Genomic DNA, 25,553 nt, shown 5'->3' on the forward strand with positions numbered 1-25,553 from the left:
GGAAATCGGACATCTGGCAAATCCCGGTGATTACTTATTCTGTGGCGTTCCAGCGAGTGAAACGTTCCCAAATGGACATTTTGATGAAAATGATGCTGCTTACATTTGAACAAGCGCAAATCCGCCGCGCAGCCAATTTGTCCGAACTTCTACTAGTAGAGGAGCTGTTCATTGAAGATTTACTGAAAAAAATGCAGCGGATGGGTTTGATTCGACTGGAAGACGGTAGCTACAAACTGACATCCAGAGGGCAACGACAGTTAAAGACAGGAATCATGGAAGAGGAAATGGAAGAAGAGTCGTCAGTGATTTCTTACAGCCCGTTCCACGATGAAATTTGGCCGGAAATGACCGAGGCATTGCCTGAAATGGAAGAAGAACTGCCGCTTTACCGGTATGCCAGCAATCAGAACCTTTTAGATCAAGACCGGATTTTGCCTGTTCTCTCCGAGAGATACGAAGGTGTTGAGGAAGATGGCTTTCAAACAGTAGTGGCTGCGGTTAACCGTTTTGATCAGCAGAAGTTTGAATCCGTCCCATGCCTGGAATTCCGGCTTTACAATAAAGAACAAGATATCTTCTATGCTAGGGTTTGGAATCTATGGCTTGGACGCTGGGACGAGACCCTCGAAAAGCAAATCGAAGACCAAGAACGCTTAGAATGGCGGGCAGTCTAGGGACGGTTCTTCTGCTTCCTTTTGGAAGCAGAAGAACCGTCCCCATGCATAACTAGAATCTTCTTGGAGAAAACTTTAAAAAAACTCTGGGGAGGACAGTCATGAGAGATTACAAAGAAAGACCTGAGGAAAATCAACACAAGGTACGGAACGAAGAGTTAAATGAGGTAACTACCACAGACTCCGGACTTGAATCAGTGGCTGAAGGCTGCGATTATGCGGAGGGAGATAAAGACGACTCTCCGAACTGTGGCGGGTTATAGTGTTTTAGATGTTTTTGTATTCAAAGAACCATTCACATCAGCAAGGAAAACTTGACCAGTGACATTTACCATGTCAAAGGCCAAAAAGTCCGTGATATGAATGGTTCTTTCTTTTCTTTGTAGGGTTTTACGAATTAAAAAACTGCGAAAAGCCGTTATGAACTTTCGGATGATGGATTTTATCGTTTTTGTCAAAATCAACGATTATTAGCTTGCCACCATTATTTAAAATGTCGAACAATTCTTGTAAGATTTTATCGGTATCCGGAATATGAAGAAGGACGAATGACATTAAAACAATGTCCTTTGAGTTCAGTAGTTTTTTAAGTGAAATCTGAATAAAGAAGAAACATGGGGGCGGACCTTGTGCTTCTGCGAGGATCTATGATGGCTGTACAGGATGCGTAGGGCATGTCCCTACGCTTATTTTATTTGGCGAATAACACAATTATTGGGTTGGGGATCATCTTCTTATGGGCGACCAAAAAGTTAAGTTCAAAAAAAGGATGACCAAAAAAGTTCCGTATGTGAAACCTTTGAGTCATCATCTTTAAAAACTAACAGTCCTGAATTTAAATTGGTACAATTTGACCTCTAATCTCACCTGCTGGATTTTGTTCAGTATGAACATTAACATAGGTTAATTCTTTTTCCATGAACTTTAATAATTCATCTATAGTTTCTATACCTACGTCGTTTTCTACAATATCATCATCCGTAATCATTCCAGTCACAACACCTCTTCTAGTCGTGATGCCATTTTGCTCCTCAAGCGTTTCTAGGTCAGCACCAAAAAGAAATACTATGACAGGTCCATTTTCACCACGTTTGCCAAAGTGGATATGTGCTTGAACAAAGTTCCTAATGTTTTCAACTTCTAGTGCAAACTTTATTTTCGTTCTATTTTTATTAGCTGCAAATTTTGCAAAACCAAAAGCATCTGTTTCCACAGGAGGGACTTCATTTTTGCCTCTTAATCTCGCCTTAAAGAATTTTATCATTTCTATCACCTCTCTTTCCTGAATGTAATCCATTCTATGTAAGGCAACTTTTTTTGTATAGGTTGGGTATCTAAGAACACTTATTTAAAATGAAAGATGATTTAATCGACTACTTTTATCAAATGGTGGAATGCGAAGAATTTATGCCGGCTAAAACAATCGTGATTGAACAATTAAATTAAACGTTTTTTGAAGGGGCGTCTATAATAGATCGCCCTCTTCTTAGATATTGACTCCAGAATCATAGGTTAAAATACTATGAAGTTGTAACATTGTTTTATTTACCTGACTTATTCACGGGGCAATCCCGTGATTCAACTGCTGTTTAAATTAGAATTGAACCGTGCTTAGTAGAGAAGACAAAAAGCAGCAATCGTCTTGGTTGATCGCTGCTTTTTATTGGCTATGGCTGTTTGTTATTAAAACTAGTTAAATTATCTAACTCTGACTTTATTAAATACCCAAGGAATCCCAATAAAAACGATAATACCTGAAATGACCGAAAAGAAAATAAACTCATTGATAACGTCCGCTAAATAAAGGATAAATAATAAAGTAAAAAAGAGGATTCTCCAATAGAATACAAATCTTTTCAAAGTATTTCCTCCTAATCTTCGAAGTTTGAACTGAAACCTACCAAATGTTACTATATTGCTTTCAGCGAGTTTTTGTGAGGAAGAACGCCTATTCTTAAAGTATATATACTTTAGTTAGAATTAGGTGTTTTGGCAGTTTGACTACTCAAAAATGTACATAGAACCATTCACATCAACAGGGATAACTCGAACATTGACATTTCATCGTGTGAGAGGCCAAAAACCCTTGATATGAATGGTTCTTTTTTAAGATTGTGTTGACTAAGAAATAAAAGACAAGAAAATCACTTAATACAACTAGATATAAACATAGAGGCATCTTGATTTATAAAAATACGCTTGCCATGATGGAATGTCTTCATTTTTATGTATTTAAATCCGACTTCGGATAATTTCCTTTTCAGTTCATCATGCGAAAAACCGTTATGAACTTTCGGATGATGGATTTTATCGTTTTTGTCAAAATCAACGATGATTAGCTTGCCATCATTATTTAAAATGGCGAACAATTGTTGTAAGATTTTATCGGTATCCGGAATATGAAGAAGGACTAATGACATTAAAACAATGTCTGCCTTGAGTTCAGGAGTTTCTTGAGTAGTAAAATCTGAATAAAGCACCTTTGAGTTGGTTATTCCTTTGTTAGAAATTTTGGCCTTCGCAACCTCCAACATTTGCTTTGAAGAATCCACCAACAAAATAGAATCTACTAAGTCTGATAACTCTAAACTAACTAGGCCAGTACCACTCCCATAGTCAATTAAAGATTTTAATTTACTATCTCCTAATTCTGATTTTACTTCCTTAACAATCACTTTAGCTAATTCCATTCGTTCTTCTGTATCATATCTTTTTGCCATCTCTTCAAAAACGTTATTATCCATATTCCACTCCCTATTTATCAAAAATGAAAGCTACATAGTGGTCATTATAGCAAAAATCATTATTGAGAGGCGATTCCCTCAAACACTTTGTGAATTGGCCCGATGGTCTCGGAATCTTTGAGTATTCTTTAAGTTGGTTTGGGAAATGAAGGTGTGAGGAAAAGATGGGTTCAGAATTAACTGAAATAAATTTGTCACAAGATTTTACGAACAAACCATTCATAATGAGGTACAATAACACATGTAGATAGGTAAAACCTATTTCATAAAAGAGATAAGGTTTTTCATCTAGATTCAGCGAAAGGAAGTGGAGATGGAAGCACTGTCCATAGGAACGAATAAATGTGAACGGTTGAGCGTACGCCATTGGGATCATATTGAAATATAAATAAAAGCGAGGGAACTTTCATGTGGGTAATTACTGTGTATGGAAAAAACGATATTCAAATGTTTGAGTTTGATAATCAAGAAGAGGCAAAAGAATCTTTTAAGAAAATAAAAGGAAGCAAGGTGCTTAGTGAGGTTATTTATTATAGCGACTTTGATTCAAAAATTATTGAAGAAGCTTATCTAAATTCAAAAGTTTCTTAAAAGAGGCAACCCTTTTTAACTTACATTAATACCACTAAAAAAATAGTTTCCAGTTTCTAAATCGCCGAAACCTCAGTGTGCGGGGGAACCATCTGGATTCAATCGAATCCAAGGGGTGAATCCTTTTATAGGTAGGGCTACTCATGGCCCGAATCCGACAGCTAACCTCGTAAGCGTTATAGAGAAAGAAGGTGGAGCTTATGGCATCCAAGAGATAAGTGTCTACAGGTCATGATAAATGAACTTGTAGACACTTTTTTGTTTTGTGTCAAAGGAGGAAGCAAAAGGTCCGTCCCCATTATGTTTTTCATCAGTTGTCTCTTGAAATGGCCCCTGGTACTTTTTCCAACCATTCTCTTTGTATAAGGAATTTTGTCACCTTTTCTGAGAAGACACCAGCTCTGCCAATTTGTGTTGTATAGGCTGCCAGTAGATCGTGCTTCATAACAGAGCCAAGTGAGAAACCATATTGGGACAATAGGGAGCCAAATAAACCGGCCATATGGGAGACCATGATGCGGTCAGAGAAGACTCTTTTCTTGGAATCTGTTATTTCTGCTGAATAGGTAGGTGGGACGGGTAGTTCGTCTTCCTTTAAAAATTCAGCCAATGTATTATATTGTTTTTTTACAAGCTTAACACCTTCATGGAATAGTTCGGCCGCATCTTCATGAGTTGAAGTTTGGGCAAAGCCTGTAAAAAGAGTTTCCATCATGATAAGGAGATTTAGGATTGAATAAAGATTGGCTATTTCCATACTATTCATTGGGCGAGTAACTCCAAACCATCCATATAAATAACTGGTTCTTTGAATGTCTTCAGGGAATGACGGTGTAGGCAAAGGAGGAGTACGCCAATACATTCCTTTGTTTAGAGTGAGATCTACCACCTTTTCATTTAACTGAATAGCAGAAGTTAAACAATCCTTATGGTATTTACGTACATCCTCTCTCGTGGCTAAAGCTAATGATTTGGAATGAAATTCAAGACCAAGCTGACCTGCAGTAAACAGATAATAGATCATAAACCGATCTGTAAATAGAAGATGTGAGCTGTTATCAATATCTTTTTCAGAAAAACCACTAGGGATTGGAAAACCCTCGTTCGTAAGAATTGTTTTTCTAGTAGTAAGCATGTCGGTCGTGTTTTGTATAGCAAAGCTATATAGATTCTTAATCTCTTCGTCAGTGGCCTGCTCCCGAAAAACGGATAAAAACCACTTTGACATTTCATTAATTGAATAACCTGTCCAAAGATAGCCGAGTTCAGAGGCTGTGAGGGGGATTGAATTTTGGTTACTCATTAGGAGGTCACTCCTTTCTTCATTTTGATATATGGGCGTAGTAAATAACTTGCTACCCTTATCGGATTTATTGATTTTTTCAAAAACAATTTTTCACCCCAATATCCATTAAGTGAGTGGATAATTCGGTCCAATCCTTTATTGGATAGTTGCTCCATTGCGCGCCTCAACACGAGCGCGTCTTCATAGCTTTGGCGAAGCGGCTTCATTAATTCCTCATAGTTACCTAGACCGCATAAATCGTATGCAGCATACACACCACTTACAATAGATGCATATTGACCAAAGCCCATGAAAGGCATCATGGTGCCAAAGTTATTCCCAACATAAAAAGTATTTCCGATTCGAGCTGAATGGCAGATTCCCATGAGGTATTGGGTAATCTGAAATTGATCAGTGATAGGTAATTCCTGTTTAAGCTGAGACTGAACCATTGAATAAAAAGTATCCCAGAGTTCGCTGGTTTCTACATTTTTATTTTCAGGGAGATCTGGAATGGCGATCGTGATGTTTGCCTCTTTTTCTGAATATGGAATTAGAAAGCAATATCCGTAAGGTGCAATGTCGTAATCAATCCACGCCATTACTGTATATTTGTCAAAAGACCCTTCAACCGTTGCCCCTTTTATCGATACGGATAAATCTTCCCTGTAGTTATGTGTCTCCTTTGCATAAGCCCCATCTCCAGTCGCCAACACCACGTGAGTATATTCACTAAGTAATTCTTCATAGGTTTTCTCTGAGTGGTAATGAATGGTTGTCTTTGTTTGTCGTTCTAATTGCGATTCAAAAGCATCATGGTCCCTGCCCCGGATATTTGTAAACCCAAGATGCCCTTCGATGACTGCCTGTTCATTCTTCGAAAAAAGCTTCATTCTTTGAATCGCTGAGGTGGGTTTAAGAAAGATTCCATACTCGTCAGACAAGGAAGCAATGCAATCCTGGACGGGTCGTGTAAAGATATCAAGCAAAGCCTCACCGTTGACAAACCTGTCTCCTACTTCTCTTCTTTTCTCAAAAATGGTAGGAGTAATGCCGTTCTTCTCAAGGGTTATGGCACATGCTAAACCAGAAAGTCCCGCGCCCATAATAGCAATTTCCATATAAACTTCCTCCTAAAATGGCTACAATACGAGCATTCCCTTATAAAAGATAATAAATGTACCCATATTTTCCAAATAACTGGAAGTCGGTGAAGGGGCTTTCCATTTACTTCTTTATATAGCTTTAAGTTGGCGAAAAAGTAATAATGTTTTCGTAAATTGAAGTAAAAGGTACTGGAGAAAGGGTGCTAGACAACGGGAAAGGACATGCAATTAAAAGCTGCCCAGGCACAGGTTTCTTCGGTGGGAATTCCACAACTAATGCTAAAACTAATTTCTATCCTTTAGTTCAAGAAAAAATGCAAGAAATATTAGCTTCTATGCACTAAGGTTTAGTAAATGAGCTTTGGGTTAAAGTCATTCTGAATTGAAAGAAGGATGCAGTTGGTATGTAGGGTTCGCGGAGTGGGTAAGCCACTCTATCTAGCGGATTGATCATATTTACCTCGTAATGCATGTTTGACCGCACAGTGGTTTATCACCCGTGCGGTTTTTTAACTATTCATTTTTCCACAGTGGGCCTATAAAAGGAACAAAGACCTTTTGTTTCAATATATTTTTGTTATCGTCAGCTACTAGTATTTTTTATGACGTTTTTAGTTTGGGTCTTCTTTTTGGTTAATTTTTAGGAAAAACAGGTGAAAAATCAACATCTTCTATCCAGATATTTGCTTCTTTCTGCTTTTCTTGTTTTATCCATACATCACTTCTGTCCGTTGCTTCTTGGCTACGTACCCATATGAGATAGGATCCAACGACTTGCGGGTCTCTATCTAATTCGTTTTCTTTAGGAAATGTGATTTGCTTCTGTTTTCCTGAGCTTAAATCTATCTGATATAAAGAGGTGAACATGGTAGGAACTGGTCCCTCTTTCCACGCTTTGTTCTCCTGTGACCGTGCAACGATTACTTTGGAGGGGGATAGCCACTCCAAATCTAGGTCTACATATCCTTTCGGTGTGTAGTCTACTTGCTTGGTGGATGCCTCTATATCAACAACTTTTGTCATCTTATTTTCAACAAGAAACCGTCCTTCTCCCGAAATATACGCTAATTGGTTGGCTTGCGGTGCCCACTTAAACCAGTCACCAAATCCTAACATCCTGCCGATATCCTTGAACACATTTCCATCTGAAGACAAGACTAATAAAGGATTGCTGTCCATTGCCCAAGAAGGGGTTGGTGTGCCGAGAAAGCTGACCCATTTGCCGTCTTGACTCCATTTAAAGCTACCAACAGTAACAGCAAATAACTCATTTTCATTGATGGGGATTGAGTACAACCGCTTCGCTTTGTTCTCATTAAGATTCATATCCTTTGGAAGACGATACAACTTAATCGGCTCCCATCCAGTGGGAAGACGGTTTGATCTAGCAGACACAATAAACTCTTTCCCATTTGGATACCATTCAAAGCCACTCACACCTAACGACACATTTTCAAATCCATAAGGCCTGCCATCCCTTGTCTTTGTTACATTTAATACCCATCCGGATAGGTAAGCTAGCTCATTTGCAACAGGGGACCAAGTAAAGGAAGAAGTCTCAATACTAGGATAGGGTTCATAGTTTTCTTTCCTTTTTGTATCATAAATCCACAGATTAGATTTTTCCCCCCCCTCATCACCGTCAATATAGGCAATAAACCTACCATCATAGGACCACTGGGGTGAGTAGACATATTTATCTTTGGTAAGCTGTACTTCTTGATTTCCCTCTTTCATCCATAACTGGTGATCACGTACAAACGCAGCCTTCAAAGGCACTTCTGCGTTCGTCACTGAAATAAACTGAAATATGAAAAGCATCAACAATAACAAAATTTTAAATCTCATGGCATATCCTCCCACACATTAGATTTACCTAGATCCTTCAAGTTGATGCTTTTGTTTACGTGGGGACGGTTCCTTTGCTTCCGCTGGAACACATCTGAATCCGTTCCAGTGTTTTTCGCATTTATTGATGAATTTTGAGGATGTAAAGTTCAACAAAATGTTTTTTTATAATTCTGGGTAAAAGGCCCTTCACTCAGAGCATAAGCTCACATATTGTACACTGTAACCTATAAAAAGGAGCGGTAGTATGAGCGATGAGAGAATTTTAGGTTTGTTTGGCCAATCTGGCTACGGTGGTTATGGAGTTTTTCCAGGTTATGGAGGATTCCCAGGCTATGGCGGTTATCCAGGTTATGGAGGATATCCGGGTTATGGAGGGTACCCTGGTCATGGCGGCTACGGAGGATATCACCATGGACACCACGGACATCATCACGGACACCATGGACACCACGGACATCATCACGGACACCATGGACACCATCATGGAGGGCATCACGGCGGAGGTCACCATCACGGTGGACACCATGGGGGCTATAGAAATTAAAGATTCCTAAAAGGAAAAAAACTGGCCATCAGCAGAAACTAGCTGACGGCTTTTTTAGGTATTTAGGGTCAGTCCGGTAAGCAATCTGCCTATTAAAGGTTATCGGTATTAATTCTTGGGGTATCTGGCTCAAGAGCCGCTGCTGCCCTTGCATTTTCATTGTGTCGATCGTTATTGTCTCTTTCTAATTTACTGTCTATATCTACATTCCTGGAAGTTTTCCTTTTGTCAGCCACCTTATCACCTCCTATGGATAAGATGTCCAACTTTAACCTTGAAAATAAAAATAGTTATTTGGGGCAGTCCGGCATGAGTAGTAAAGTCATGAAATGTACATTCTCAGTTCTCTTGAGATTAGTGGAAATTCCGGAGAATATAGTATAATAAATATCCTTGGCAGGGGCACTAGTAGAAAAAGCAGAAACTCTATCGTGGTTTCTGCTTTTTCGTTTTGTATTAATTCATGGAAATTAATAACATCAACTTTTTAGTGAAAACGTACACCGATTGTGGAGCTGAAAAAAAGAGCCAGACATCTGCCAAAAGTCTAGTTGGTTGATGTCTGGTATTATTTGGATTTAGTGTTCAATGGATTCGAAAAGAAAAGATTGTCCATTTCGATAAAATCTCGGATCATAAACTCCAATTTGTTGGTCATCTTCTACGATGACAACAAATGGTGACCACTGCTGAAGAGTTTTGGCCGCTGGATTTTTTGAAAATAAATAGTCTAAGTCCGCATCCTCTTGGGATTCCAGTGAATACAAGGTTTGTTTCGATTGGAAGATCCCATCTTCATATATAGTAACAGTGCCTTCTTGTTTCGTAATCACCTGAAAGGTAGTCGGGATAAAGCCGGCGGATAGAGCAACTTGCTCATAATCATGAGTGTATTTTTGATAAAAGTAATACCCTTGCAAGCTTTGGAGAGCTATGTGTAGAGCGATGATAAGCCAGGCTGCTCGGAAATAGAAGGGTCTATTCGCAATCGGCTTCTTTTTCGATATAAAATACGCACTACCAATGATCACCCAGAAAACAAAATCAATGATTGGGATTGTTCCAAATGTAATACGCATTTGCGAAAAAGGTTCAAGGTAGCCCGTGCCCCAAGCATTAAAGAGGTCACTTGTCACATGAATGACAGCTGCAAGCCATCCTAGAAAAAACAAGCGCCTATCTTTAACTTTAAAGAAAACCAAGCAAAGCAGATAAAAGAGTAAAGCCCAGAGTGGGGTCAGAAAAATAGAGTGGGTAACCCCACGATGCCACATTTGATAAAGGCCTTCGGTATCCCAAGTTTGCGAAATGACATCAATATCAGGAATTTGACTTGCCCCAACGGTCGTGAATAAATAAGCCATCTTTGTTCTGCGATCCATCTTTTCTTTATCAACAGAACCGTATAAAGAGAGCCCGAAAAGTGTATGGGTAATTGTATCCAAAGCTATGTCCTCCGTTATAGGATGAGTGTTTCCTTATTATAACAAAGTGAGTGAAGAGACATACTCTTAGCTACGAACAAACAGACCGTGACTAGGCACGGTCCAGATTTAGTGCAGAAACTTAAGCAATTTGAACAATTTGTAAGGTTGGCAGTTTTAAAAAATAACCCTCAGGGAGTTCTGCGTGTAATTTTACGAGGTCTCCTTCTAGTAGTGAGACCAATTGTGTGGACGATAGAGTATTGGATGTGGTTGTTTCAGTCATCGAAGAGGCTACGATAATTTCATCATTTATTTGAAGGATAAATGTTGCTGGAGTGGTTTTTGGCTCTGCCTCTGCCTCTGCCTCTACATGAACCTTATAGACTATTTGGTACACTCCTGACTTTAAAACTTGTAAACCTGATGCAACCATTTCCATGTCCTGTAGGGGTCCAGCGACTGTAAAGGTCACGTTTCCTGTTTCGGTCATGGTGGTTTGAGAATAAGCAAAACCGTGAGCAGCAGTGAAAGTTCCTGGTGGTCCCGGTTCTCCGCGAGGTCCACGCTTCCCGCGAGGTCCCGGCTCACCCTGAGGACCACGTTTCCCGCGAGGTCCTGGCTCACCCTGAGGACCACGTTTCCCCCGAGGTCCTTCCTTTCCACTTTCACCATCACACCAGCAGAAGCATGGATGGCAATATGGACAAAAATCCATGTTGATTTCTCCTTTCATTAATAGTGTTCTATTAGAATCACATTCGTCTTATTTTTAGATTAATAGCCATCACTGCCTAATGTTAACCGGGACATTAAGAAGTGTTCCGCCCGAACTTGATTGAATGGAAATCGCACGGGTAGCATCCGGTTCAACATCAGATGGTTCAACACGATATTGCCATGCACCAGTAGCATCTACTGGCACTTCTGCTAGCACAGTCCCACCTAGTGTATTTCCTAGATAAATCGTAATGGTTGCGCCAGCACCAGCTACATTGGAAGTCCCTGAAATTCTCCATTCTGTATCACGGGTTCTAAATTGTGCTCTTGTGACAGTTAACGTATCAGCTACTGTGGACACAACCGTATCATCAAATGCGGATCCTGCAGGTCCTGTAGCCGTTAACCTAAAGGTAAGTGGGTCTGTTTGGAATGGAAAAGTGAACGTTGCGGTTGTCGTGTCGGCATTGGCTAAGGAGACTGTAGGGCCAGAAGTCTGTTCCCATTGAACACTCGTGACATCTCCGGTCACACTTCCTGATAAAGTAACTACCGATCCTTGTTGAACCGTTTGATTGGTTCCAGCATCAACGATTGGTACAGGGGCAGAATCAATGACTTCAACGTTAACAGAGTCAGTTGCAGGTCCTCCTTCGCCCTCCACCGTTAGTGTAAAGCTAAGGGTTTGGACAGAATCCGGTGCAGTAAAGGTCGGGGTGGCTGTGTCGGCACCAACAAGTGTCACCGGTGTTCCTGCAGTTTGAGTCCAACTATATGAAGAAATTGGACCTGTCGAGTTTGAACCGTCAAGTGTCACTTCAGCACCAATCAGAACTCTTTGATCAGCCCCGGCATTGGCTGTTACAGAGATAGGGGCATCGGGATTTCCAGTTACGGTGACCGGTACGGTTCGCTCACCACCAGCAGAGGAAAGAATCGTCACTTGATCTGGGGCAAAGGGAGATGTTGCCGTAACTATTCCTTCAGGTGGAACCACTATTTCACCTAAACCGAAATCAACGATTGTCAGCTGAGGATTGCTTACTTCATCACTAGACGCCGTCTCAATGGTTAAGGTTTGCGCATCCGTATCATAGCTTGCTAAAGCAGTAATAAAATCCACTGGTACGACTTCTTTTATACTATGAGGACTATTGTCACTGAGGTTTGCAACCGTAATTGAACTCGGAGGGGTCTCGCCAGTAAACGCAACACGAGCAAAATATTGGCCATTTGTTCCTTGTAAAATTGTCGGGTTCATTCCTGTACCCGATACTTGAATGGTCTGCGGGAGATTCCCATCTGACCAAGCAAACACATCAATGACGCCACCCGTATTGGCTGTTTGACTATAATTGACTCTTGGGACCTCGACTCCTGAAATGGTCGAAATCGTTCCTAAAAGGGAAAATACCCTTGTTTCAATTGTATTGTCAGGATTAAAACCTGGGGTCGTCGAACGGTCTGGTGAACCTATTCCAATTCCAGGGCCTTCAATTCGGAAAATGTTTTGTGGTTGTCCACCTGAATCGATAAATACACTTCCGATTACAGGATGAAGTACATTTGGGTCACCAATGTAACCTTCAGGTGCAACTGGTGTCACCGCGGGATCCCATTGTAAAAATGGTCGCACACGACTGTTAAGAGCGAGTTCAAACTCACCACCATTACATCCACCAATATCTTCAGTAAAATTAATTTCCGCAAACTGATCATCTTCATCATCTAACTGTGCAATAAAGGTATCCACGCCATAAGGATGAGTAACCGTATATTCTGCACCAGGTACAAGCCCCTCCACGCGGATACGGACTCTTCCAAAAACAATTTGATCTCCATCAACCGGTTCTTCGCTCACAAAGGCAGCTTCCAAAGCTAACACAAGGCGAGCCCGTTCCCCAGTACCAGTTGTCATTTCCGCTTCGGCTAATTGATAAAAAGCTTCGCTCGGAAAATTATTAGGAAATGAAACCGGTAAAGTAGGACTCGGTAAGTCTGCAGGCGTAATCCCTGAAAATGGATCCTGAGGATCTACATTCAAACCAAGACGTAGCCCGTTTTCATCCTTGTACCAAACCGGAAAACCATTAAGCGCACTAATTGGTCCAACTTTCAAATCGTATTCCTCCTTAAAAAGGGTGATATAACATACAAAAAGAGCAAAAAACTCCTCAGTATAGTAAATGTACAAGGTAGAAAGATGTGCTGGAAACAGGCTTAATTAAGCGAGGTATTTAGTTTTATCACAGGATAAAACGAAGGCCGAATCCGAATCCCGTTTGGCATTACACATGAAGAAGTGGAAGAAGTTTTCTCCATTGATAGGCAGTATAATAAAGGAGGGTTGCTCAGTGATGCTGATCATCGAAAGCGAAATAACTAAAGTGAAAAGTAATATAATTTAGATGAAAGAAGTGAAGGATTTGATTAAGTATAAATGTCTGCATCATGTAAGTCTTTCTGTTTCAGATTTGGAAAGAGCAAAAGATTTTTATGGGAAAACTTTATGTTTAAAAGAAATACCACGTCCTGATTTTGATTTTCCAGGTGCTTGGTATGAAATTGAGGGACAGCAACTCCACTTGATCGTTGCTCCCACTTCACAGACGATTCGTGAGGATAAAAGCTTATCCAGCAGAGAAGGGCACTTTGCCCTTAGAGTCGAGAACTACAATGATACGCTTAAATGGCTAATCCAGAATGAAGCTGAAATTCTTGAAAAACCAAACGGGAAAAGTGGATTCGCACAAATTTTCTGTGCCGACCCAGATGGGAATTTGATTGAACTAAATGTTGATCAAAGAAATCTATAAAGAAAGAGACACCGGAACATGCAAGAACTGCACTGTGTCCCAAAACCTTTTGAAGAGTTTTTAGGTCCCCTGGTGGAGTGAAGTGTTACTTCAGTGTATCTGAACTAGCTAGAAGCATAGGGATGTTCTTTTCTGTTTTCAAAGAACGTCTCTCTGCTTTAAAGGGAATTTCCTGAAAAATGAAGAATATAGTTCTTTAGATAGGGGGAATTCGAATGAATAAGATCCTTTTGCATATAGAGGGGATGGCGGTGTTGGCATTATGCCTGTATCTCTATGGATACCTTCAATTTAGTTGGATGTTGTTTTTGGTTTTGCTGTTTATTCCGGACATTTCAATGCTTGGTTATGCATTCAATCCCAAAACAGGAGCCAAGGTTTATAACTTATTCCATACATATAGCATATCGATCATTTTCGTGATATTCGGACTATTATTATCAAACCTAACCATTATCGCCATAGGATTAATCTGGACCGCCCATATTGGTATGGATAGAATGCTGGGCTATGGACTGAAATACCCAACCCACTTTAAAGATACGCATTTAAATAGGGTGTGACTAATTGCTTCTATAAATAATATGGGGGAATAGTAGATGGATAAAACCGTCGTTATTACTGGTTCAAACTCTGGGATTGGCAAGGCAGCGGCTTTCAGGTTTGCTGAAGAGGGATACAGGGTTGTCATGGCTTGCCGCAATCTTGAAAAAAGTAAAACGGTCCAGCAGGAAATCATCAAAGCAACCAATCATCCGCAAATTGACCTCCTAGCGCTCGACATCTCTTCTTTTGAGTCCATACACCGATTTCATTCTTACGTGAACGAAGCCTATCCAAAGATCGATATTCTCACCATAATGCAGCCTTTCTGAATCATGGCAATAAAAACTACCAGCTGAGCGATGATGGTATTGAAATCTCTTTCGCCACCAATGTTGTCGGGCCGTTCTTGCTGACCAATTTGCTGGCGGAACAGCTGGCAAAATCGGATGATGCCAGGATTCTCCATGCCTGTACCACCAATATTAGGCATTTTTTTGACCCTAAACGTAAAATTGAATTCGACAACCTCCAAGGAGAGTTTAAGGACACCCGACCCTACAGTACCTATAAGATGTATGGTGATTCTAAGATGGCTTTGTTGCTGCTCACATTTAGGCTCGCCGAAGAACTGAGAAACAAACAGATTTGCGTCAATGCCATTCAGATTCCGGCGATCAAACTCTCGAAGGATACCATCCAAAAGATGCAATCAGGCTGGAAAATCGCCGCAAGAGTTCAGAACTTTTTCAGTGCCCCGCGTGAAACAATGGCCAACACCTATTTCCATCTTTGCACATCGAAAGAATTCAAAGGAATCACCGGCAAGTTATTCGACGCTAAGCGAACAATCATGCAACCGTCTCATTATCCTGACACCTCAAGACAACAAATTAAGCAATTTTTTGACCAGACTGTCTATCCAAAATACGCTACCAGTGAAAAAAATATGGAGCAGGTATGGGAGCTCTGTTCGAAATTAACCGCCGTTGAGGCGTAATAGGAGGATCAATTTCCATTGACCGTCGAAGATTAGCCCCCAGTTCACATCCTTCTGGGTGCTTTTTTCTTTGCTATGAATCTTCAAGATCATCAACCTGATAGATGCTAAAAGGAAGTCAGGTTAATTAAAAATGCAGAAGGAGAACCGTCCCCATGCACTTTAAGAAATTAAAAATCGCAGCTCTGGAAATGAGCTGCGACCGAACAGGTTATTTAGTTTTGTCTAATAATTGCTTAAGAACGTGTTTTTTGTACCTCTCAACTTTACGTTCTTCGTAGGTGCGTATGCCAGCTTCTTTAAGCTTTTCAACATACCAGCCTTTGCTTCCATAATGCATTGAAAAACACCCTTTCTTTGCGTGAAGATTTAGGAATCTAGACTAATTTGTGAAAATGAAAACTCTGTAACGAATTTCACACGTGCCATTGTAACATCTATGAAACTGATAATGAAAGGGGTAAAAAGAAAAAAGTTTAAAAAAGTTCTAAGGCTTTTCCTCAAACTTTGTGGCTTTTAGATATAGAATAGAGTGTACCGTTAAAAACGGTTTTATGATTTACGAATAGAGCCTGCCTATCCAAAATGGAATAAGTGAACGATTAAAAATTAGTAAAACCCGATCTAATTCACGAACTTTATCATACGAATCTAATAGTTCATCGGGTACCAAAGTTCTCCCATAATCCCAAGCGTTCATTTCAATTTGTGTTTTAAGGTTTTCAATTTCTTCCTCATCCCCATACATAAGAGTTCGTAAGTCATATTTGTTTTTCTTATAATCTAGATAATAACCAATTTCATGAAAAAGAAGAATTTTTATAAGATTCTCTTGGGACTCTTTAATTTTAATACGACTTAGAAAACCATTTATATGAAGATAATTAAACTTTATGGTATTGGTAGAAACATTAAAACTCATTGGTGCTATGATGTCATTATTAAACTCATAATTCAATTTCAAATTAAGCTCGAGTAATGTATTTTTGATGATCTTTTCGATATCTCTGATATAAAGCATCTAATCTTCACAACCTTTTTTCTTTCAGCAATTTTCAAGTTTTATTTTATGTAAAAAGCAAACTAGATAAGACATAACTAGTATAGTATACGGTAAAAAGGCATAGGGGAAAAATGATTTAGCTCTTCTTAATCATACGTATTCCTGCTACCTAAAATGGTTTTTGTTATTTGGAATGAGTTGAGGTGAAAAGTTTGAGGCAAATTGCGATTTCTGATATTCATGGTTGTGCAGCAGAGCTTGATTTATTGTTAAAAAAGACAAAAGCTCAGCCAGAGGAAGTGATCTTCTTAGGAGACTATGTTGATTCGGGACCTGATAGTATTAAAGTTTTAGATATGGTGAGCGAGTGGTGTAGTCAGGGGGCAACGGCTTTACTAGGCAACCATGATGATTTATTTTTACAATGGCTAGAGGAAAAGGAAAACCTTCTTTACTATGGCGGCAGGAATGGAGGAATGGCTACCATTAATAGTTGTCTCCATAGACTGGGCATGGATCGGATTGGATTCTCTGAATTACTGAAGGATATAAGAAAAGAAAATCAAATAAGAAAAGTCATTAAAGAACGTTTCCAATCACACATTTCCTTCGTAAGATCACTGCCGTTATTTAAAAAGGATGGAGAGCTGATTTTTGTTCATGCTGGGATTAGTCCGATAAACGGGCTGGAAAAAACAACAAAATTAGAGCTTCTTCATCTTCGTGATGAATTTATTTATGGGTACAATAAGCCTGAGACGGTTATTTTCGGCCATACACTAGCAAGGAAAATACATAATCAAGACAATGTTTACTTCGGTTCAAACCGGGTCATCGGGATTGATGGAGGGTGTGCCTTCGGAGGGCAATTAAATGCACTTATCATCAACAATGGGGAGTTTAGTACAGAAACGGTAGGAAGACTAACAAAAGAGGAGTAGCCGTTCACTTCAATGATTAGTCTAGCTGCACCGTTATTGATGACAATAAACCTCGATAAGCTAAGGTTAAAACTAGGTTAATTTTTGAAAGACATATCACACGGGAGGAAATATATTGGTTATAAAAGCAATCTTTTTTGATCTTGATGATACCTTACATGATCATCTTTTTCCATTATCTAACGCATTGAAAGAAACGCTGCCTAGCTACTATGGGCAAGTGGACGCAGTGGTCTTATATAAACAGTTCCGCCACTTTAGCGATATTCTTTGGAAAAGTTACAATGCCAATGAATTAACTTTAGAGGAGCTTAGAATAAATCGAATCATTCTTGCTCTGGAAAGTTTGCAAATGACTATTACAAGAGAGCAGGCAAGTGAATTCCAAAGTCGGTATGAACATCACTTAGCTCAACTTCAATTATTCCCGGAGGTCCCTGCCTTGCTGGAAACGTTGAAAAATGACGGTTTTATCGTCGGGGTGATTACCAACGGTCCTGTTGAGCATCAGTATAAAAAACTTAAATCACTTGGAATCACAACTTATTTTCATCGGGATTTGATCTTTATCTCAGATGAGGTGGGAATCGCAAAACCCAACCCGCAACTATTCGAACACGTGGCTCGAAAGACAGGGTTTGCACCAAACGAACATCTTTATATAGGAGATACATGGGAAAACGATATTGCAGCCCCAATTAACGCAGGATGGGAGTCCATCTGGTTCAATCACCGGAATAGAGTGAGCGAAACAAATCATAAACCACTTGCATTCATAAACAAGCTGTCGTCGGTACTAGAAGTGATACAAAAGGAAGCAAAGGGACGGTTCTGATGCTTCGAAAGAAGCACCAGAACCGTCCCCATGTTTTTAAATGATCTTTTGTTTTATATCTGCATTATGCGAAATCGTTTGTTTTTTAGGGTAGTTCATAATAATAATCCCAAAAGCAACGAATCCAATGGCGCCAACAATCATAAGTGTTAAACTTTCTCCTGGTATCAGCCAGGCGGATAGAATGGTACCAAAAACAGGCGCAAGGAATTTGTATATGCTCACTTCTCCTGCTTTATTATATTTTAAGAGATTGGTCCATAGAGCAAATGCGATGGCAGAAAGAAAAGCAGCATAAATCAGCAATCCCCAACCAAATGGGGTAAAGGTAATCGCATGTTCATTTAGTTGTGGAACCCCAATGACTAATAAGACGATTGCCCCAATGGTTAATTGCCATCCGGTTAATGTTACAGGCGGGATATCTGTGGCTAATTCCTTTGTCAAAATCGTCGCCACCGCACTTGTCAAACCAGACAAAATCATAAATCCTTCTCCCGTCATTTGAAAACCAAACTCAAAGTCTTGCCCCCAGTTGGCAAGAATAATTCCTGTGAAACCTGCGACAATCCCAAGCGTTTTTTTCCAATTCATATGATCATCTTTATAGTAGAAATGCGCAATCACTACAGCAAGAAAGATTCCACTTGAGGAGAGGATTGCCCCTTGCATTCCGGAAACCTTCGATAAACCGTTATAAAAGAAATAGTACTGGACAGCTGTTTGCATGATTCCCAGTAAGATTAATATGAACAGATGAGATCGTTTAACCAATAATTGCTTGCGGTTGGTGACGAACAAAAAAGTTAATAAAATAACACCAGCTAATAAAAAACGGATCCCCGCAAAGACAATTTGTGCAATCGAATCATTTGCAGCAATCTGTAATTCACTATTACTAATTTTTAACACCGGAAAAGCACTGCCCCATAACAATGTACAAATAACAGCTATTCCTAAAACGCCCCATTTATTTTGAAAGACAGAATTCACTTAATACATCTCCTAAATTTATATGATTAACACTGGTTTATCATAGCACATGATTTATCCAAATACATGAGGGATGCTCAGAAGCAAAGGGACGGTTCTTTTGCTTCTTTGTGAGTCAATAGAAATTAAAATTCTTACGATGCTTGCCTCATTTAGGGTACGTCCCTCTGTATGTTCATCGGCTTATGAAGGGAATAAGGCTCTAGATATAGAAGGTAAATCATATCTAGAACTGAAATCGAAAAAGCAGACGAGGAATATTATCGTCACAATGAGAAAATAAGAGATCTACTAGAATCTTTTTCTGTAAAGATTCACAGTGATTTAATTGAAGTAGTTGAAGGTTGAGTATTTGTAAAAAACATAGCCAGCGTTTTCCGTTGTGATCAGCAGTAAACTAGGGCAGGAAGATTCCTTTAGCAATAAAAACAGCAAAATAAGCTAGTTAACCGAAATTAAACCCTTGGAGGTGAATGGATTGCAAAAGGAAGAACTAAAAAAGCGAGCTTTATCAATCGTCAATATTCCTGCTGATTTTCACCCTATTATAGAGGAATATGCAGAGGAAGAGGCGATGTTTTCATGGATAAATGAGGAACGCAATGAGGGTATCACCATTAATCTAGATCTCGGGGGTCAATTGACTAGATTATCAATTGAAATAGATAATAGTGATCATAATTCGGTTCCTTTGAATGTAGAAAAGAGAAAAGAACGAGCTGAGCAATTTTTACTAAAGTTTTATCCTGACACTTTGAACGAGTTAACCTTTTATGATAGGAAACAACTGGATCATGCTTATCGTTTTTACTATGAAAGGATGGTCATGGACTTACCACTAAGCGGTGCTGGCAGTTTTATTGACGTGGACCCAATGGGCAACATTGTTACTTTCTCTTATAAAAAAGCAGGGGAAATACCTAAAATACCAGCAACTCTGATATCAAAAGAAAAACTGATTGAACATATAGATAATAGACTTTATTTTCAAGAAACAATTTCGAATCTATATACAAATCTCCACAACGTAAAAGAAGATGAACTTCGTTTTGTTTATGAGCCGGAGCCATCTTTCATGAAATATAAAGCGGAGGTATTGACCCCAACCTTGAGTATTATACATGAGGAAGATGTACCTGAAACCTATGCTCCACTTCCAACTCCTTCAAATCCGGCCGTTCGAAAAGATGTATCAATGAAAGCTTTGATTGGAATCACGGAGGAGATGGAAATGATTCGAGAAGTCGATATGGGGGAAGAAACGGGAAAGGTTTGGCGGGATCGCAACTGGAAAATGGAGGAACAGGATTTATCGATAAATGGCTTTTTCAAAAGACATTCAGAAGATACAGTGAAAGCCTTCATTTCAAAGAAAACAGGTAAAGTAAGAAGCTTTTCGTGGTTTAATGAACGGAAGGGGGACCTGAGTCTTTCTCGTGAAGAATGCCTACAAAAAGCGACTGAATTTCTTGAAATGATCCTTCAAGATTACTATAAGTATCTTCAATTGAATGTTCGAGAGAATGAAGATGGAGAGGTAGACGATGCTAGCAAAAAAGAAGCATTTTCTTTCCGGATACATAATGGAAATGGCATACCCGTACAGTTAGAAACTGTAATTGTTGTAGTGAATCGTGAAACAGGACAAATTGATCATTATAATGGACCAAGTTTTGATATGGAACAGTTGAACCAAATTCTTACAGAACCAGCGATTTCAAAAAAGGAAGCAAGGGCCATTTTTTTCAATCACTTGGACTTTGAGTTGGCTTGGAACAAAGATTATGATGCAGAAGCGGAATCTTATATTCTAGTTTACCAAGCATGTGACCGGTTTACGAGAACTCCGATTAGGTATATCGATGCTATGACTGGTAGCGTGATTACTGCAAAAGATAAGTAAATTGGAAGGATTGAAGGAAAGGGGTCAGTCCCCCGAATGAAGTAAGCCTTTACTTCATTGGGGGACTGACCCCTTTTCCCTTTTTTCGTAGTTTTCTAGGCTATTATATATAGAAAAACTGGAAGTATATACAGGTAGTCTGGACCAATTTTTATGACTATTATAAATACATAGCAAATGAAATTCTTTAATGAATTGTAACAACTTTTACAGTAATATGGACGTGGACATAGTAAAATTTGCTTAGAAGAGGACCTAATTTAATGAACGGCTACATACGGAGGGATGGCATGACGAACAGAAAAGAGAAAGAAACATTACTTGGAAAGATTGATGAACTGTTTGATCAAGTGAATGGGGATGTTCAAGAACAATTAATCTTTTATAAGGAAATGTTTCTCACAATGATTCAAAACGCTCCTATTGGGATGTTTGTCCGAGAAGAAGGAAAATTCACCTATATGAATTCACTTTTCTCTCAATATGCCGGTTACGAAGCAGAGGAAATAAATTCAGGAAGAGTAACTCTAGATCAAATTATTCACCCCGATGATTTCCTAAAATACCGAGAAAAAGTCAGTGAAAGATTAAATCCACAAGAGGAAAAAGAACGTTATCGTCTAAGAGTTGTAAAAAAAGACGGAAGTCTCCTGTATACGGAAATTCACCAGATATCCTTTGAGCGAAATGGGAAAGAGGTTTTGGTTGGAAGCATTATAGATGTAACAGAAGAAGTAACTACTCACCAGAAACTTAAAGAAAACAAGGAACGATTTGAATCGCTCTTTTATCATAATCCAGATGCCATTTTTACAATCGACTTGGAAGGAAAGTTTACGGATGCGAACCCTGGGTGTGAAGTGATATCTGGATATTCGGCCGATGAAATCCAAGAAATGACCTTCCCTTCCATTATTATTTCTGAAGATTTGCCACTAGCCATTCATAATTTTGAAAGGTCGATAATGGGATTTACTACGACAAGTGATGTCACCATCACTAAAAAGGATGGTAGTCAAAGGTTCTTAAATGTTACTAGTTTTCCAATGAAAGTCGATGGAGAAATTGTAGGGGCATATGGAATCGCAAAAGATATCACCGATAAAGTTGAATATAATAAAAGAATGGAAGAGTTGGCTTTCTACGATCCGTTGACGAACTTGCCAAATCGAAGATTATTTTCGGATCGACTACAACAGGTAATGGAATATTCGAATCATAACCAATCTCAGGCCGCTGTTCTCTTCTTAGACTTGGACCGGTTTAAATTTATAAATGATTCACTAGGTCACCAATTAGGGGATGAATTTTTAAAAAGTGTTTCCGAACGGTTAAAAGACAATCTGCGGAACACAGATACAATTAGTCGATTTGCTGGTGACGAGTTTGCGATTGTGCTACCTAATATTAAGAAGGAAGAGACGATTAAACTGGCAGAACGGCTTAACCAGGTATTAGCAGAGCCTTTCTCTATCTACGGGCATTCTATTTCTACCTCAGCGAGTATTGGGATTGCTTTTAGTACTGGAGAGGAAGTCAATACGGATGATTTAATTAAAAAAGCAGATACCGCGATGTATTATTCAAAAAGATATGGGAAAAACAATTACACGATTTACTCTGAAGAGTTGGACCACGAGGCAAACTATAAGTTAACGATTGAAAAAGGTTTGAAGTCGGCGGTGACGAATAATGAATTCGTGCTTCACTACCAACCAATTATAGATTTGCAGACTGGGGAAGTCATCGGCATGGAGGCCTTAATCCGATGGAATCACCCACAATTTGGTCTATTATCTCCTGATCAGTTCATTCCTATCTCCGAGGAAAGCGGGCAAATTATTTCAATTGGAAAATGGGTACTCTCTATGGCTTGTACACAAAATAAAAAGTGGCAGGAAGAGGGGCATCCGCCGTTTAAAATAGCTGTAAACATTTCTACTATCCAGTTGCAACAGCAGAATTTTGTTGAAACGGTTGCAAAAATCCTCGAGGAAGTAGGGCTTGATTCGAAGTGGCTGGAACTTGAGGTAACGGAAAGTATCCTCATGGAAGATACGGAACAACTAAAAGAAAATTTAGCAAAGTTAAAGAAACTAGGCGTTTCCATTGCCATTGATGACTTTGGTACAGGCTATACATCCCTTAGTTATTTACGTCAATTTTCCTTTGATCGTGTGAAAATAGACCGTTCGTTTATTAACGATATTGTTGGCGATAAAAATGGCAAAACGATTACGGCAACGATTATATCCTTGGCCCAAAAGTTAAATATGGGAGTTATTGCAGAAGGGGTAGAAGACGATGTTCAATTATCCTTTCTTAAAAAAGAAAAATGCGATGCTGGACAAGGGTATTACTTCAGCCGTCCATTACCAGCAGACCTGCATCGGTTACCTAGAAGTGAAATAACGACGGTTTGATTATGGGTTTTCAGGGTCAGTCCCCAATGAAGTAGCGTTTGCTTCATTGGGGACTGACCCCTTTTTCTATGTTATTCAACAATCGTAAGTTTTACTTCTTTTCTGCCCCATTCCAAAGCATCATCTTGTTCCGGAATGAAGACATCAATCTTGTTTCCTTTAATAGCTCCACCTATATCTTCGGCGGTAGCATATCCATATCCCTCTACGTGGACTTTTGAACCGAGAGGAATAACAGATGGATCAACGGCAATTACTTTTGCATCGGGGTTTTCTTTTAAATTAACTCCTGTTTTCGTAATGCCGATGCAGCCCTTGCATTCTGCGGTATAGGCGGTTGCGGTAACAGTAAGTTCCTTGCCAGACGGTTCAACCTTTTTCGGTTCAGCGGATACTGTCTCTGTTTTTTCTTCTATGTTCTCTTTTCTTTCGGGAAGTTCTTGCTTCACCACTTCTTTAACCGCTTTGTTTTTTTCTACTTTAACGTTCTCTTCTTGAACCTCTATAATTTCTTCAGTCTCTGGGTTCTTTTTAGTAACCTCATTTGTTTTCAAATCTGTTTTTATCTCTTCTTCCATTCTTTCAGACTTAAAATCTTCCGATATATCTTTCTTATTATCATTATCGGTTTTCGTTTCTATTGCATCCTTTTCACTCGTGTATACGGTTAGATCTAAATTAGGATGAATCAGGTTTGACTCTAAATCGTTCCAATTCTTTAAGTCACGAACAGTAACGCCATAGGATCGAGAAATGTCCCAAAGGGTATCTCCTTTTTCTACCAGGAAATTTTCAGAAGGGGATACTTCAAGAGAATCATATGCATAAATGAGATCATCAGATAGACTGTTCCATTGTTTTAGGGAATCAATGGATACTCCATATTTTCTAGATAAATCCCAAAGCGTGTCACCTTTTTGAATAGTAATTTCTTCTGCTTGTACAATAGAAGCGGCTGGTATATAGATTGCCGCTGCTGCAATCAATGATAAGATTTTACGTTTCATTTTGTTGCCTCCCATCGGCTTTCTCTTACTTGAGGACTAGCTTACCATAGTTATCTTTCAGAAAAAGAACAGGGAGATATTAATTATATGTCGATAATAACAAACGGGTAACATTGTTTCAGAAGTAGGAGAAAAGACCTATGTAAATTCTCGAATTAGTGTACCCTTGTAACGCGACGAACAAGATGAACGTAAAAGGAAAGGAGAATCTGATATTTGGGGTTGGGGTACAGGGAGATGTTTGGAAGCAGAAGAACCGTCCCCATGCTTCACCTCACAACACTTCGCTGAATAATATATTCCCATAAATGATTTTTAGATGGACGTTGATTTAAATGGGAAATGAATTCAAATCAATCTTTGGTGCGTGGACGCAAGCAATTGGAACAGTGGTTTCGGCGATCGGAAGTACCCCCTTCCCATATGTGAGTGAACAATCGCTTACCAATATAGATTTGATTGGAAATGTTATGCAGGGAACGGGAAATGCTCTTCAAGCGGATGAAGTAGGAGAGCCACTAGAAAAACTCGGCAACGAAATTCAGGCAATTGGAAATAGTAGTTGTGTTACAGGAATCATTATCGATTTTAATGAGGAAACAAAACAAAAATTAATCATTACAGGGAACTGGTTACAAGCTCTGGGCGGCTTAACGGTCGTTGGTGATCAGCTGAAAGAGCGCTCAAATGGAAATCAGACACTTATTTTAATAGGAAATCTACTGCAGGCGATTGGCAATTCGCTACAAGCCACTAGTGTCACATATGAATTAAAAGATAAGGAAATCATGTATGGTGCAAAAGGAAATCAAGGAGGAGACACAAGATACACCCAAACCTTACATGTTAGTGGTAGCTGGATTCAAGCAGTGGGTTCAGTCATGTGCTTGATTGGACAATTAAAGGAGGAGAGCTGAGGTTTTGGGTGTTATTTTTGGGGTTTAGGACCTTGGTGAGCAAAGTGTTACTTCAGTAGGGTCCAACCCTGATTTTCGCAATTTACGATGACAGAAAAAATCCCACAGACCTCTTTATTCCACGATTTGGTGAAAATAAACATTTGCAATCCAATTGATAAAAATGGCTGAACCGTGGTATAAGTGTAAAAGGAGCAGAGACATTCTGCTTTTTAATTTTGGGTAAGGGC

At 39.3% G+C, this 25,553-nt stretch carries 27 protein-coding genes, 1 pseudogene and 1 riboswitch; of the genes and pseudogenes, 13 read left to right on the plus strand and 15 right to left on the minus strand.

Annotated features, from left to right (window positions below):
- The first annotated feature begins 56 nt into the window (after window positions 1–56).
- Window positions 57–677, plus strand: coding sequence for a hypothetical protein (locus BMX30_RS06195; RefSeq protein ID WP_244532508.1), 621 nt, complete (start codon window positions 57–59; stop codon window positions 675–677).
- A gap of 101 nt (window positions 678–778) precedes the next feature.
- Window positions 779–940, plus strand: a complete 162-nt coding sequence (locus BMX30_RS23430) for a hypothetical protein (RefSeq protein ID WP_170843803.1) — start codon at window positions 779–781, stop codon at window positions 938–940.
- Between the two features lie 145 nt (window positions 941–1,085).
- Here BMX30_RS23430 and BMX30_RS06200 read toward each other — a convergent pair.
- The 4 genes and pseudogenes from BMX30_RS06200 to BMX30_RS06210 form a co-directional block, all read right to left on the minus strand.
- A pseudogene (locus BMX30_RS06200) lies at window positions 1,086–1,284 on the minus strand (class I SAM-dependent methyltransferase); the annotation flags it as partial.
- 228 nt (window positions 1,285–1,512) lie between these two features.
- A complete protein-coding gene (locus BMX30_RS06205; protein WP_090742347.1) occupies window positions 1,513–1,941 on the minus strand; it encodes a CHRD domain-containing protein in 429 nt (142 codons plus the stop codon).
- Between the two features lie 434 nt (window positions 1,942–2,375).
- Window positions 2,376–2,537 carry a hypothetical protein gene (locus BMX30_RS23435; protein ID WP_170843804.1) on the minus strand — a complete coding sequence of 54 codons (162 nt, stop codon included), beginning with the start codon at window positions 2,535–2,537 and terminating at the stop codon, window positions 2,376–2,378.
- A 284-nt stretch (window positions 2,538–2,821) separates the two neighbouring features.
- Window positions 2,822–3,421, minus strand: coding sequence for a class I SAM-dependent methyltransferase (locus tag BMX30_RS06210; RefSeq protein ID WP_090742350.1), 600 nt, complete (start codon window positions 3,419–3,421; stop codon window positions 2,822–2,824).
- A gap of 408 nt (window positions 3,422–3,829) precedes the next feature.
- Between BMX30_RS06210 and BMX30_RS06215 the strand changes: the two genes are divergently transcribed.
- Window positions 3,830–4,012: a hypothetical protein gene (locus BMX30_RS06215; RefSeq protein WP_090742353.1), complete on the plus strand. Its 183-nt coding sequence runs from the start codon at window positions 3,830–3,832 to the stop codon at window positions 4,010–4,012.
- A 52-nt stretch (window positions 4,013–4,064) separates the two neighbouring features.
- A riboswitch (cyclic di-AMP (ydaO/yuaA leader) is annotated at window positions 4,065–4,203 on the plus strand.
- A gap of 119 nt (window positions 4,204–4,322) precedes the next feature.
- Here BMX30_RS06215 and BMX30_RS06220 read toward each other — a convergent pair.
- The 3 genes from BMX30_RS06220 to BMX30_RS06235 form a co-directional block, all read right to left on the minus strand.
- Window positions 4,323–5,315 (minus strand): DUF3231 family protein, encoded by a 993-nt coding sequence (locus BMX30_RS06220; protein WP_090742356.1) that lies wholly within the window; start codon window positions 5,313–5,315, stop codon window positions 4,323–4,325.
- Entirely contained in the window at window positions 5,315–6,418 is a 1,104-nt protein-coding gene (locus BMX30_RS06225) for an NAD(P)-binding protein (RefSeq protein ID WP_090742360.1), read from the minus strand. The genes BMX30_RS06220 and BMX30_RS06225 overlap by 1 nt, the downstream gene beginning before the upstream one ends.
- A gap of 618 nt (window positions 6,419–7,036) precedes the next feature.
- Window positions 7,037–8,251 (minus strand): translocation protein TolB, encoded by a 1,215-nt coding sequence (locus BMX30_RS06235; RefSeq protein WP_090742363.1) that lies wholly within the window; start codon window positions 8,249–8,251, stop codon window positions 7,037–7,039.
- Between the two features lie 247 nt (window positions 8,252–8,498).
- On the opposite strand from BMX30_RS06235, the gene BMX30_RS06240 reads away from it, so the two are divergent.
- Complete coding sequence (locus BMX30_RS06240) at window positions 8,499–8,798, plus strand: hypothetical protein (RefSeq protein WP_090742366.1); 300 nt, start codon at window positions 8,499–8,501, stop codon at window positions 8,796–8,798.
- Between the two features lie 92 nt (window positions 8,799–8,890).
- Here BMX30_RS06240 and BMX30_RS23440 read toward each other — a convergent pair whose 3' ends face one another.
- From BMX30_RS23440 to BMX30_RS06255, 4 genes are all read right to left on the minus strand, one after another.
- Window positions 8,891–9,034 carry a hypothetical protein gene (locus BMX30_RS23440; RefSeq protein ID WP_170843805.1) on the minus strand — a complete coding sequence of 48 codons (144 nt, stop codon included), beginning with the start codon at window positions 9,032–9,034 and terminating at the stop codon, window positions 8,891–8,893.
- 342 nt (window positions 9,035–9,376) lie between these two features.
- The gene (locus BMX30_RS06245; protein ID WP_090742369.1) at window positions 9,377–10,243 is read right to left on the minus strand and encodes a metal-dependent hydrolase; all 867 of its coding nucleotides are present in this window, start codon (window positions 10,241–10,243) and stop codon (window positions 9,377–9,379) included.
- A 121-nt stretch (window positions 10,244–10,364) separates the two neighbouring features.
- Window positions 10,365–10,940, minus strand: a complete 576-nt coding sequence (locus BMX30_RS06250; protein WP_090742373.1) for a collagen-like protein — start codon at window positions 10,938–10,940, stop codon at window positions 10,365–10,367.
- 69 nt (window positions 10,941–11,009) lie between these two features.
- Window positions 11,010–13,061 (minus strand): PKD domain-containing protein, encoded by a 2,052-nt coding sequence (locus BMX30_RS06255; protein ID WP_090742375.1) that lies wholly within the window; start codon window positions 13,059–13,061, stop codon window positions 11,010–11,012.
- A gap of 307 nt (window positions 13,062–13,368) precedes the next feature.
- On the opposite strand from BMX30_RS06255, the gene BMX30_RS06260 reads away from it, so the two are divergent.
- From BMX30_RS06260 to BMX30_RS23865, 4 genes are all read left to right on the plus strand, one after another.
- Complete coding sequence (locus BMX30_RS06260; RefSeq protein WP_090742747.1) at window positions 13,369–13,758, plus strand: VOC family protein; 390 nt, start codon at window positions 13,369–13,371, stop codon at window positions 13,756–13,758.
- Window positions 13,759–13,973: 215 nt separating this feature from the next.
- The gene (locus BMX30_RS06265; protein WP_090742378.1) at window positions 13,974–14,321 is read left to right on the plus strand and encodes a DUF4260 domain-containing protein; all 348 of its coding nucleotides are present in this window, start codon (window positions 13,974–13,976) and stop codon (window positions 14,319–14,321) included.
- 36 nt (window positions 14,322–14,357) lie between these two features.
- Entirely contained in the window at window positions 14,358–14,633 is a 276-nt protein-coding gene (locus BMX30_RS23860; RefSeq protein ID WP_244532509.1) for an SDR family NAD(P)-dependent oxidoreductase, read from the plus strand.
- A gap of 260 nt (window positions 14,634–14,893) precedes the next feature.
- The gene (locus tag BMX30_RS23865) at window positions 14,894–15,301 is read left to right on the plus strand and encodes a hypothetical protein (protein ID WP_244532510.1); all 408 of its coding nucleotides are present in this window, start codon (window positions 14,894–14,896) and stop codon (window positions 15,299–15,301) included.
- Window positions 15,302–15,512: 211 nt separating this feature from the next.
- On the opposite strand, the gene BMX30_RS06275 is transcribed toward BMX30_RS23865, so the two are convergent.
- Window positions 15,513–15,641 carry a DUF2639 domain-containing protein gene (locus BMX30_RS06275; protein ID WP_090742380.1) on the minus strand — a complete coding sequence of 43 codons (129 nt, stop codon included), beginning with the start codon at window positions 15,639–15,641 and terminating at the stop codon, window positions 15,513–15,515.
- Window positions 15,642–15,860: 219 nt separating this feature from the next.
- Window positions 15,861–16,322 carry a hypothetical protein gene (locus tag BMX30_RS06280; protein WP_090742383.1) on the minus strand — a complete coding sequence of 154 codons (462 nt, stop codon included), beginning with the start codon at window positions 16,320–16,322 and terminating at the stop codon, window positions 15,861–15,863.
- A 194-nt stretch (window positions 16,323–16,516) separates the two neighbouring features.
- On the opposite strand from BMX30_RS06280, the gene BMX30_RS06285 reads away from it, so the two are divergent.
- Window positions 16,517–17,245 (plus strand): metallophosphoesterase, encoded by a 729-nt coding sequence (locus BMX30_RS06285; RefSeq protein ID WP_211482055.1) that lies wholly within the window; start codon window positions 16,517–16,519, stop codon window positions 17,243–17,245.
- Window positions 17,246–17,360: 115 nt separating this feature from the next.
- Window positions 17,361–18,080: an HAD family hydrolase gene (locus BMX30_RS06290; RefSeq protein WP_170843806.1), complete on the plus strand. Its 720-nt coding sequence runs from the start codon at window positions 17,361–17,363 to the stop codon at window positions 18,078–18,080.
- A 36-nt stretch (window positions 18,081–18,116) separates the two neighbouring features.
- Here BMX30_RS06290 and BMX30_RS06295 read toward each other — a convergent pair whose 3' ends face one another.
- A complete protein-coding gene (locus tag BMX30_RS06295; protein ID WP_090742392.1) occupies window positions 18,117–19,073 on the minus strand; it encodes a DMT family transporter in 957 nt (318 codons plus the stop codon).
- 469 nt (window positions 19,074–19,542) lie between these two features.
- On the opposite strand from BMX30_RS06295, the gene BMX30_RS06300 reads away from it, so the two are divergent.
- Together BMX30_RS06300 and BMX30_RS06305 are read left to right on the plus strand one after the other, a co-directional pair.
- On the plus strand, window positions 19,543–20,976 hold the full coding sequence (locus tag BMX30_RS06300; protein WP_244532519.1) for a YcdB/YcdC domain-containing protein: 1,434 nt from the start codon (window positions 19,543–19,545) through the stop codon (window positions 20,974–20,976).
- A gap of 290 nt (window positions 20,977–21,266) precedes the next feature.
- On the plus strand, window positions 21,267–23,399 hold the full coding sequence (locus BMX30_RS06305; protein ID WP_090742398.1) for a sensor domain-containing protein: 2,133 nt from the start codon (window positions 21,267–21,269) through the stop codon (window positions 23,397–23,399).
- A 71-nt stretch (window positions 23,400–23,470) separates the two neighbouring features.
- Here the strand turns inward: BMX30_RS06305 and BMX30_RS06310 are convergent, their stop codons facing one another.
- Window positions 23,471–24,406: a LysM peptidoglycan-binding domain-containing protein gene (locus tag BMX30_RS06310; protein ID WP_090742401.1), complete on the minus strand. Its 936-nt coding sequence runs from the start codon at window positions 24,404–24,406 to the stop codon at window positions 23,471–23,473.
- Window positions 24,407–24,741: 335 nt separating this feature from the next.
- Here BMX30_RS06310 and BMX30_RS06315 point away from each other — a divergent pair, with 335 nt between their 5' ends.
- Window positions 24,742–25,323 carry a DUF6944 family repetitive protein gene (locus BMX30_RS06315; RefSeq protein ID WP_090742404.1) on the plus strand — a complete coding sequence of 194 codons (582 nt, stop codon included), beginning with the start codon at window positions 24,742–24,744 and terminating at the stop codon, window positions 25,321–25,323.
- The last annotated feature ends 230 nt before the right edge of the window (window positions 25,324–25,553 follow it).

Origin of the sequence: Mesobacillus persicus, from assembly GCF_900109925.1 — a bacterium.
Taxonomy (GTDB): domain Bacteria; phylum Bacillota; class Bacilli; order Bacillales; family Cytobacillaceae; genus Mesobacillus_B; species Mesobacillus_B persicus.